This window comes from Moorena sp. SIO3I8 (assembly GCF_010692325.1).
Lineage (GTDB): Bacteria > Cyanobacteriota > Cyanobacteriia > Cyanobacteriales > Coleofasciculaceae > Moorena.
This window is the reverse complement of record NZ_JAAHHW010000188.1, coordinates 1-8,778: the sequence shown is the minus strand read 5'-3', so window position 1 is coordinate 8,778 and position 8,778 is coordinate 1. Positions and strand designations below refer to the sequence as shown.

Annotated in this window: 11 protein-coding genes; 6 read left to right on the top strand and 5 right to left on the bottom strand. The window is 43.9% G+C overall.

Annotation, left to right across the window (positions count from 1 at the left end; genetic code table 11):
* Both F6K51_RS34125 and F6K51_RS34120 read right to left on the bottom strand, forming a co-directional pair.
* A partial coding sequence (locus F6K51_RS34125) for a sugar phosphate nucleotidyltransferase (RefSeq protein WP_293029608.1) occupies positions 1-648 on the bottom strand: 648 nt, incomplete at its 3' end.
* A complete protein-coding gene (locus F6K51_RS34120; RefSeq protein WP_293029605.1) occupies positions 635-1,687 on the bottom strand; it encodes a GHMP kinase in 1,053 nt (350 codons plus the stop codon). The genes F6K51_RS34125 and F6K51_RS34120, both read right to left, overlap by 14 nt.
* 477 nt (positions 1,688-2,164) lie before the next feature.
* Here F6K51_RS34120 and F6K51_RS34115 point away from each other — a divergent pair, with 477 nt between their 5' ends.
* The 3 genes from F6K51_RS34115 to F6K51_RS34105 all read left to right on the top strand — a co-directional run bounded on the left by F6K51_RS34115 (position 2,165) and on the right by F6K51_RS34105 (position 4,658).
* Positions 2,165-2,698 carry a peptidoglycan-binding protein gene (locus tag F6K51_RS34115; RefSeq protein WP_293029602.1) on the top strand — a complete coding sequence of 178 codons (534 nt, stop codon included), beginning with the start codon at positions 2,165-2,167 and terminating at the stop codon, positions 2,696-2,698.
* Between the two features lie 219 nt (positions 2,699-2,917).
* Positions 2,918-3,547: an IS607 family transposase gene (locus F6K51_RS34110; RefSeq protein ID WP_293029599.1), complete on the top strand. Its 630-nt coding sequence runs from the start codon at positions 2,918-2,920 to the stop codon at positions 3,545-3,547.
* Positions 3,534-4,658, top strand: coding sequence for a transposase (locus tag F6K51_RS34105; RefSeq protein ID WP_293029596.1), 1,125 nt, complete (start codon positions 3,534-3,536; stop codon positions 4,656-4,658). Before F6K51_RS34110 ends, F6K51_RS34105 begins: the two co-directional genes overlap by 14 nt.
* Before the next feature lie 123 nt (positions 4,659-4,781).
* Here F6K51_RS34105 and F6K51_RS34100 read toward each other — a convergent pair whose 3' ends face one another.
* A complete protein-coding gene (locus F6K51_RS34100) occupies positions 4,782-4,940 on the bottom strand; it encodes a hypothetical protein (protein WP_293029592.1) in 159 nt (52 codons plus the stop codon).
* Positions 4,941-5,053: 113 nt separating this feature from the next.
* Here F6K51_RS34100 and F6K51_RS34095 point away from each other — a divergent pair, with 113 nt between their 5' ends.
* The gene (locus F6K51_RS34095; RefSeq protein WP_071105518.1) at positions 5,054-5,518 is read left to right on the top strand and encodes a DUF4079 domain-containing protein; all 465 of its coding nucleotides are present in this window, start codon (positions 5,054-5,056) and stop codon (positions 5,516-5,518) included.
* A 249-nt stretch (positions 5,519-5,767) separates the two neighbouring features.
* On the opposite strand, the gene F6K51_RS34090 is transcribed toward F6K51_RS34095, so the two are convergent.
* On the bottom strand, positions 5,768-6,475 hold the full coding sequence (locus tag F6K51_RS34090) for a DUF1997 domain-containing protein (protein WP_293029586.1): 708 nt from the start codon (positions 6,473-6,475) through the stop codon (positions 5,768-5,770).
* Between the two features lie 420 nt (positions 6,476-6,895).
* Between F6K51_RS34090 and F6K51_RS34085 the strand changes: the two genes are divergently transcribed.
* Complete coding sequence (locus tag F6K51_RS34085; RefSeq protein WP_293029583.1) at positions 6,896-7,555, top strand: NAD(P)H-binding protein; 660 nt, start codon at positions 6,896-6,898, stop codon at positions 7,553-7,555.
* 208 nt (positions 7,556-7,763) lie between these two features.
* Positions 7,764-8,381 (top strand): glycoside hydrolase family protein, encoded by a 618-nt coding sequence (locus F6K51_RS34080; RefSeq protein ID WP_293029580.1) that lies wholly within the window; start codon positions 7,764-7,766, stop codon positions 8,379-8,381.
* A 116-nt stretch (positions 8,382-8,497) separates the two neighbouring features.
* Here F6K51_RS34080 and F6K51_RS34075 read toward each other — a convergent pair whose 3' ends face one another.
* The gene (locus F6K51_RS34075) at positions 8,498-8,635 is read right to left on the bottom strand and encodes a hypothetical protein (RefSeq protein WP_293029577.1); all 138 of its coding nucleotides are present in this window, start codon (positions 8,633-8,635) and stop codon (positions 8,498-8,500) included.
* Positions 8,636-8,778: the final 143 nt, after the last annotated feature.

The window sequence follows — 8,778 nt, the reverse complement described above, 5'->3', positions numbered from 1 at the left end:
CATTCCTTCCATATGGAGATGGGCTCGCGCATACTCAAGAGTAGGCTTTTCATAAAGCTCTGTCACACGCAACTGTGATTCTGACTCTTCCCAAATCCCAGTCACACAACCAGCTTTGTGAATAATCTCTCCTGGCATTACGGTCAAGGCAACAACGCTGTGATCAACCTGGTTATAAACGTTTAGAACTTGACTAGCACAGGAGGTTTCATGGTCAGAAGCGTAAACATGATCCCCCAGCAACAATAGAAAAGGCTGATCGTTTACCCATTCTTTGGCACAGAATACAGCATGACCATAGCCTTCTTGCTCCTCTTGAATCAGAAAGGTAATTCTCTGGCCTAAATCCTGTAAATATTGGCTGTATGCTTGGTTTTCTGGAGAGAGTTTATCGAAGAGTTCGGGTTTGGGGGGCGACTTAAACAAGTCTTCAAAATGTTTGCGATCGCTTTTTTGCACCACAATCCCCACTTCTTCTATCCCAGCACTGACCGCTTCTTCCACAATCGCCATGATCACTGGTTTCGCCCTACCATCCCGGTCAATAATCGGAAATAACTCTTTTTTTACCACTTTGGTGGCTGGAAACAAACGGGTTCCAAAACCCGCTGCGGGAATTACAGCTTTGCGAACGTTATTGGTCTGCATAAATCGTTAACGCCAAAGATTCCATTTGGGGAAAATCACGCTCAATAATTTTAATTAACTTTTGTTGAGTTTCCTTGTCTTTAACAATAAATTGTGCACTGCCATCCCCTTGAGAGCCAACTCCCTTTCCCCCTAGGATATAAGGTTGAATTGGTTCATAATTCAGGATTTGGTGCAGCACTCCAGCAGTTAATTGCTCAGGGCAAGCAGGGATAAGATAGCGGTCGAATTCAGCTTGTGCCTGGTTCATCAAGGCACCAATCCGTTCAGCATCACCCCTTTCCAGAGCCTCAACTGCCTCCTGAGTAATTTTAGAACTGATTGGACCAAGATAGTGCTGAACATTTTGTTGTATTTCGTTAGTGGCGAATGGATAGCACTGATTCAGTTTACCGAGTATTTCCTGGGTATTTTTACTGGCACCGAGGTCTACAATTACAAAAAATAGATTCCGAGGTACCTTGAGTTCAGTAATATCGGTGTGATCACCATCAAACATCATCATGATTGGTCGATTGCCATAAGCACAGGCGAAATCCATCCGACCACATTGGGAAGGGGTGGTGGTTTCCCCTAGATAGGCTAACTCCATTTCCTCTTGGAGGCTCATGTTTAAGTCATACAGGAGATTGAAGCTGCGGGCAACTAGGACGGAAATTGCGGCACTTGAGGATAGCCCTTTCTTGATCGGTAAGTCAGTGCGGTAATTATCGATTTCAATTCCACCGACAGGATAGCGACAGAGACACTGGTAGGCAACCCCAGCAGCATAACTAAAAAAACCGCCTTTTTTAGCAACAGCGAGCAGAGCACTCCTTTCCATTGGTACACTAATAGAAACGGTGGGTTTACCCACCCTCAGGGAAGTACGAATAATCAGCTCGGTCGGATGAGATAAGACCAGAGCATAAATTCCCTGATTGGTTCCGGTGATTAAGGTGTAGCCCTTTTCCAGCTGGGGATTTAGGCAGCGATAGCCTCCTGCCCAATCACTATGTTCCCCAAATAGACAAAGGCGACCTGGGACAAACAGTTTCATTACTGAGTTAAATGCAAACGCAGTCTTGATTGGAATACAATACAGCCGGTGATTGCAGTAGGAGCTTCCGAGAGGCTACAGTGTATTTTAATGAGCTGCAAAGCACTATATAAAGAACTATAGTATGACATTGCCATCAGAGGGATTGCATTCAAAGACGGCAAGATACCATCAGACGGGTAAACTCTCGATAGAGGGTCCTACCGATCAATGCTACTTGGTATTAACTATAAATTTTGAAACCTCTATGTGGGTATATATAAATAAACGTAAAGTGGGGTAACTACATGGAACGTTTTATGTTAGCTACTGCATGCAAGCCTTGGCTGTGCATCCCTAAAGTCAACAATCACTAGTCAACACTTAACACTATACATAGTTACCCAGTGATTCAAATCACGCTTTACTGGCAGAAGGTTAACAACTTATTAAAACTTAAATCACCCCTGCTCAACCTCAGATATTTGATTATGAAGAATGCCAGGAAAAATTTCATCAGGGAAATCTAGCATGACAGCTTTGATTAATTTGGAAACCTCCCAGACCAGTGCTTGTGTCACTGCTTGGCTCAGAAAGCACACTCTTTATCTAGGGTTAATTGGTCTTTATGTGGTAGAATTACAAAGTATCTTGGCTCACCGGGGATATTACTTTGGTCCATTAGATGGTATCTTTGACACAGAGATTGAATATGCTGTGCAAGGCTACCAGCAAAAGGTATTTCTCAGAGCAACTGGTATTGTAGACCAAAAGACCTGGCAAGCTCTTCTGAGTGGTACTCCCGTCAATATGCCAATTCTACATCCTGGTAGTTTTGGTGAGGCTGTCAAAACAGTCCAAGAAGTACTTTGGATTAGTGACTACTATACCGCTGAGATTGATGGCATCTTCGCTTCCCTGACACTCGAAGCAGTGCAACGCTTCCAACTCGACAGGGGTTTGCTAGGCAATGGTGTAGTTATTGAACACACCTGGAACGCCTTGAGCGAGATGCCTCGCTATGTCTATTAGGCTAGTCTATTAGGCTATGTTTATTAGTGCTTTAGTCCTCTCGTAAAACATTGATACCAAGTTGCGATCAATGTTGCGATCAATCAAAGATATTATCCTTTGAACTGGTGAGGGAGTGAGCAGGTGAGCAGGGAGGTGTAACTATTAGCATTTAATCTTATCAAACCTCGTCATACCTCTACAAATCTGCTATTATAGATTTGTAGAGGTTAAGCCGTTATGAAAAAATATGTCACCCCAAAAGAGGCAGCCGAATATTACGGTGTCTCCATTACAACACTCAGGAGATGGGATAAAGACGGAAGACTTGACAGCATCAGGACTCAAGGGAATCAAAGAAGGTTTTGTGTTGAAGGACAAGACCCGCAGAGTAAGCCCATTGTCGCTTATGCAAGAGTCTCTACACATTCCCAACGAGACGACCTTGATAGACAAGCTGAATTTTTACGGTCAAAATACCCAAACGCTGAAGTTATTTCAGAAGTTGGATCGGGACTCAATTTTAAACGGCGAAAGTTTATCAAAATATTGGAACGAATATACAGCTCTGATATCTCAGCATTTGTTGTCGCCTACCCAGACAGAGCAGTCAGGTTTGGTTTCCCATTGCTTGAATGGTTATGTCAAAAAGGTGGAGTCAAACTCCTGGTTCTCAATGAACGTAAGTTGTCCCCAAAGCAGGAGCTGGTCGAAGATATCTTGTCCATCCTCCACTGTTTCTCTGCTAGGCTTTACGGACTCCGAAAAACAATCACGCAAGTCACGCAAGCGGTACAAGACAAAACCTCGGAACCAGACGCTGAAGTTGACACCAAACAGTGTCTTGAAGATCAGGGTGTTTCCATCTAAAGAACTTCACAAGGTTTGGAAAACTTGGCTTAATGCCTACAGGTGGGTCTACAACTGGTCGATAGCTGCCATAAAAAATGGCTACAAAGGTAGTGCTTACGATTTGCAGAAATTAGCTAGAAAAGCTGATAGACCGGAATGGGTTAAAACTTTACCAGGTCACCAGTTACAAGAAGCTGTAGCAGATGCGATCGATGCAGTCAAGCAAGCTAAAGCTAATAGGGGTTTTGCTAGATTCAAGTCTTGTCGGGAAACAAGTCAGGTTATTAAATTCAAAGCCGGAAATTTCAAGAAAGGTTCCTGGTATCCGACAAAAGTAAAAGGCTTATCTTTCCGTTCACCTCAAGGTTTTCCTGACGAGTCCATCTACGGTACTCAATTGGTTTGGATCAAAGGTAAATGGTACGGGATTTTCCCTGAATATATTGAGCCTACTCCCACCAAAGAGGATCGAGTGATAGCCTTAGATCCAGGTATCAAGACGTTTCTTACTGGTTTTGATGGTAAAAATTACATAGAAATAGGGTCTAATGATATTGGCAGGATTCAAAGACTTTGTCAGCAGCTAGATCGATTGATGAGTCGCATTGACTTAAGCTCTGCAAAACGGCAGAGACGTTCGCGAAGCGTGCGCCAAAGCGCAGCAATGAGAGAGGCTGCCCACCGTTTACGCCAAAAGATTCAAGACCTGATAAAAGATTGTCACAACAAGTCAGCTTCCTTCCTTGTTCATAATTACAAGCTGATTTTTATACCAACATTTGAAACTTCTCAGATGGTCGTAAAATCAGCCAGAAAATTGAACAAGAAGACAGCTCGCAATCTGCTTACTTGGAGTCATTACAAATTTCGCCAGCATTTGATTCAGATGGCTGATCGCAATGATGTAAAAGTGGTTTTGGTGAACGAATCTTACACCAGTAAAACTTGTCCACAGTGCGGGCATATTCATGAGAGATTAGGTGGTAATAAAAAATTCCAATGTCCAAAATGTGGTTTTTCATTACCACGGGATTGGAATGGCGCACGGAACATAATGATTCGTGCTTTGTCGGCAACAACCACCAGGTTTTCACCTGGTGCTATACAGATCATTCCTGCTGATGGGTAGGTTTAGAGAGGTTAAATGTTGCACTAGATTATAAAGGCAACTTGGTATGCTGACGGGGTGTTCAGGGGTGCGCTTGGGGGAGATGGGCAGCAAGAAATACGGATATGAACGCCAAACTGTAAGCTAACTGGGGTAAGCTAACAGTTCTGTTCCTGTATCTTTCCCCGGAATTGATTTAGGCATCAGTGGCAAGACGCGATCGCTTACCAAACCCATGCAATGGCAACTACCATGCAATGGCAACATTTCTACATCCTTAACAATCCCCAAATTCAGCGACAAGGAGCAGAGCTATAGTACCATATTGTTTAACTGAGTTATTAGCACATTAGACTTGATAACGGCAATTATGTTATGTTAATTTTCATGAAGCTCCTGAAAATTGACATAACATTATGAACCTGCCAGAGTCTGTTAAATTTTGGTCTCAATTCTTCCACCCCTTACTGATGTGGGTGCTCCTAGCGGCAGCCTTCTATGCTCTTTATCTGGGCTTGAAAATCCAAAAGACTAGAACGGCGGAAGGTGACGAAAAGAAAGCGCTAGTTAAGGGTCAATATAATGTTAAGCACCATCTTGTGGGTTCAGCGTTGCTAGCCATGATGGTACTCGGTACAATCGGAGGTATGGCAGTAACCTACATTAACAATGGCAAGTTGTTTTTTGGACCCCATTTGCTGGCTGGTTTAGGCATGACCGGAATTATTGCTACCTCTGCCTCTCTAACACCATTAATGCAGAAAGGTCAAACTTGGGCTCGCTATAGTCACATCGTCCTCAATGTTGCACTCTTGGGACTATTCAGCTGGCAAGCCATCACCGGCATGCAAATTGTGCAGAAGATTCTTAGCAATCCGTAGATGATTTAATTTACCTAGGGGTGTGGTCTTGGTAAGCATTCAGCTATCAGCCGTCAGCCGTCAGCTTATTTTATTCAAAAGCAAAATTAGTAGCCTAAGCTATGGGCATAAACTGTTCGGTGTAGCGTGGCCACAGACCTTTAGCTGTTCACGTAGCACCTCAAGTAGCCCATAAGCTGATAGCTGATAGCTGACGGCTGAATGCTTACTGGTATTGTACCCCCCCTAGAGTAAATATTACTGTAGATTTTACCGCTGTGATTGGTTCGGTATAGGTAGACCATTACTGCTGTGGAAGTCTTGCTGTACCTTGTGGGTTAAACGCCGGGAAACTTGACGCACAACTTGCTGCAAGATTCCGTTGCCTGTGCGTTGAATCAAGGACTGAGGGAGTTTCTGAATTGCCTTGGGAAACCACATGTAAACAATCAGGTCAAGATGCCACTCCACGCGGGTTATCGCTGATGGTATGGACTCCGATTCCAGCTGATGGTCTTGAAAATACTCCCTTGCTGGTACTTCTACTAAGGTCTGAGATGCCTGGAAATCAAGCTCATAGCCTGGACTGACGTAATTGGATATGGGAATTGTCCGAATCTGATAGGAATTTTCGTCAAGAGGTACCCATTCCAAACCGATTTTTGGCTCTACCCTATAGCCAAACGCCCCAAAGCTACCAATGGTCAAGATATAGCCATTGTCTGTGAGCAGTTCTACTTTCATAGGATGAGCGCAGCGACAAAACCAATCCTGGTGAGTATTTAGATAGGCACTCACTTGCTCAGCTGAAGCATACATCTCCATACAGTCTTGAAAATGACACTGAAACCGAGTCGGCTCACTACCTGAGTAAGACCCTGATGGAACAATAGGGTCAGTGTTGGCCTTTATAGCAGGAGTATTCAAATCGACCTGTTTTGCCTCAATTGACTGATGGTTAATAAAATGCGATCGCATACCTCATCCTCTTCATTTTATTGCCTTGTGACTAGTTGAGAAACTAGTTGAGAGCCTAGTTGAGAAATGTCCATGGGTCGCTCTTGCTTATCCAGCTCCTCTGGCTGAGTTCATCAGGAGTCGGACAAAAACAAGTTGAGCTATGTAAACAAGTGTAAAGTTTGGGGGACTGATCTAGCTGGGTTTATGGTGATGCGAGATCAGTTATTAGATCAGTTATTAGATCACTGACTATAGCAGGTTTTAATTAGATCCACCCACAAAGTCTTAGAAGAACACATGACCTAGAAACTTATACAACCGAGAGGTTGGGGTTTACGGAAAAATCCAATAATTCTCGATTGAATGGCCTAGTTTAATTTTCACTCAGAATAACTGGTAAACTAGCTAAGCTACTAGGTGAATTGTACGGAAATTGCTATGAAAGCATGTGTAGCTGGAGCAACAGGAGAAACAGGAAAGCGGATTGTACAGGAACTGGTTATGCGTGATATTCCTGTACGGGCTTTAGTGCGAAATTTAGACTACGCTCAAGAAATATTACCACCAGCAGCAGAATTAGTGGTGGGGGATGTGCTCAAACCCAAGAGCATCAGTGCTGCGATCGGAGATAGTACTGTAGTGCTGTGCGCCACTGTTGCTCGCCCTACCTTTGACCCAACCGCACCCTACCTGGTGGATTACGAAGGCACTAAAAATTTAGTAGATGCTGCTAAGCAAAAAGGGGTAGAACACTTTGTATTGGTTTCTTCTCTCTGTGTGTCCCAGTTTTTCCATCCCCTCAACCTATTCTGGCTGATTCTGGTCTGGAAGAAGCAAGCAGAGGAATATATCCAAAAAAGCGGCTTGACCTACACCATTGTGCGACCAGGTGGTCTCAGAAACGAAGACAACTCAGACCCGATTGTGATGTCTGGGGCAGATACTCTATTTGAAGGTAGCATACCTCGCACCAAAGTAGCAGAAGTTTGTGTTGAGGCGCTGTCGGAACCGGAAGCTCGGAATAAAATAGTAGAAGTGGTTAGCTCAGCAGAAGCTCCCGATCAAGGCTGGGAACAGCTATTTGCTGACGTAGGTTGAGGGAGTGTTGAGCGTTCGCTTAGCGTGACGTTCCGTCAATGGCATTTTGTGAACACTATTAAGTTCACAGTATTAACACTAGTAAGGATTATTCAACTGAGTGTCTTCATCACCCCGGCAGAAGTACGGAAAGTTAAGAGGATTTCCAAATACTTCCTATAAATTTACACTCAAAGGCTTATTTTACAATATTTCAGCCTTAGTGATAGTGAGCTTATTATTGGGGATTTATCTCAGACATGTGTTTAATAGATGGGCTTACTACCCGGTTTCGCGATCGCTATCTGATTATCCTACCAGTATTCACGGCACCCCTCCCTTAGTGATGAGGGGGGGAGATCCTTACATTCGCGCCCTAATGCGTACTATCACAGCTAGTGAAGCCAATGACCCCCAACCCTACACGATTATCTATGGGGGTCAACACGTTTCTGATTTAAGGCGTCATCCTGAAATATGTGTTCCCATAGTCGCTGGTCCTAATGTTGGAAAATGTAGCACAGCAGCGGGACGGTATCAGTTCCTTGATTTTACCTGGAAAGAAAAGGCACAACGCTATCACCCCAGACCCTCAGGCTTTTTGTTTTGGAAGCAGTATAGCTTTGAGGCACACTTCCAGGATGCTGTGGTTCACGATTGGCTCAAGGATAGTAGAGCCTGGGGGATGGATATTCCCAAAGAATTGCGGCAAGGAAATTTAGATAAAGTGTTGCGGCGGTTGTCTGGTACTTGGACAAGTCTAGGTTATGGCATAGAAACAAATAGCATGAGTAAGCACTTGCCAAAGGTTTATCAACGGATGCTTGAGGAAGAACTAAAGCAATAATTATGCAGGCTGGAAGGCAGGCAGGCAATTAACAATTTTATAGCATTTTATAACATTTATTAATTTGGTGAGGTACAAAGTCCTGTTTGTTTTGTACCTCACCTATTTTATACTTGCTATAGTATTTTTATTTGATACCAAGTTGCGGTCAAACGTACAACTTTCTCTTCCGCCAATCTCCCTATCTCCCCATCTCCCCATCTCCCCATATTCCCCTCCTGGGAGGGGTTAGGGGTGGGTCCCCATCTCCCCATCTCCCCATCTCCCCATCTCCCCATCTCCCCATCTCCCCCTCTCCCCATCTCCCCATCTCCCTATCTCCCTATCTCCCTATCCAACCAATCTACTCTCTTTGAATGCAACTCGGTATGACACGTAAACATAGCATTAATAAAAA

Bases quoted from the DNA above. Each gene is read 5' to 3' on its own strand.
- F6K51_RS34110 (WP_293029599.1), top strand. From the start codon at position 2,918: ATGAAAAAATATGTCACCCCAAAAGAGGCAGCCGAATATTACGGTGTC.
- F6K51_RS34095 (WP_071105518.1), top strand. From the start codon at position 5,054: ATGAACCTGCCAGAGTCTGTTAAATTTTGGTCTCAATTCTTCCACCCC.
- F6K51_RS34120 (WP_293029605.1), bottom strand. From the start codon at position 1,687: ATGAAACTGTTTGTCCCAGGTCGCCTTTGTCTATTTGGGGAACATAGT.
- F6K51_RS34115 (WP_293029602.1), top strand. From the start codon at position 2,165: ATGCCAGGAAAAATTTCATCAGGGAAATCTAGCATGACAGCTTTGATT.
- F6K51_RS34075 (WP_293029577.1), bottom strand. From the start codon at position 8,635: ATGGGGAGATGGGGACCCACCCCTAACCCCTCCCAGGAGGGGAATATG.
- F6K51_RS34085 (WP_293029583.1), top strand. From the start codon at position 6,896: ATGAAAGCATGTGTAGCTGGAGCAACAGGAGAAACAGGAAAGCGGATT.
- F6K51_RS34090 (WP_293029586.1), bottom strand. From the start codon at position 6,475: ATGCGATCGCATTTTATTAACCATCAGTCAATTGAGGCAAAACAGGTC.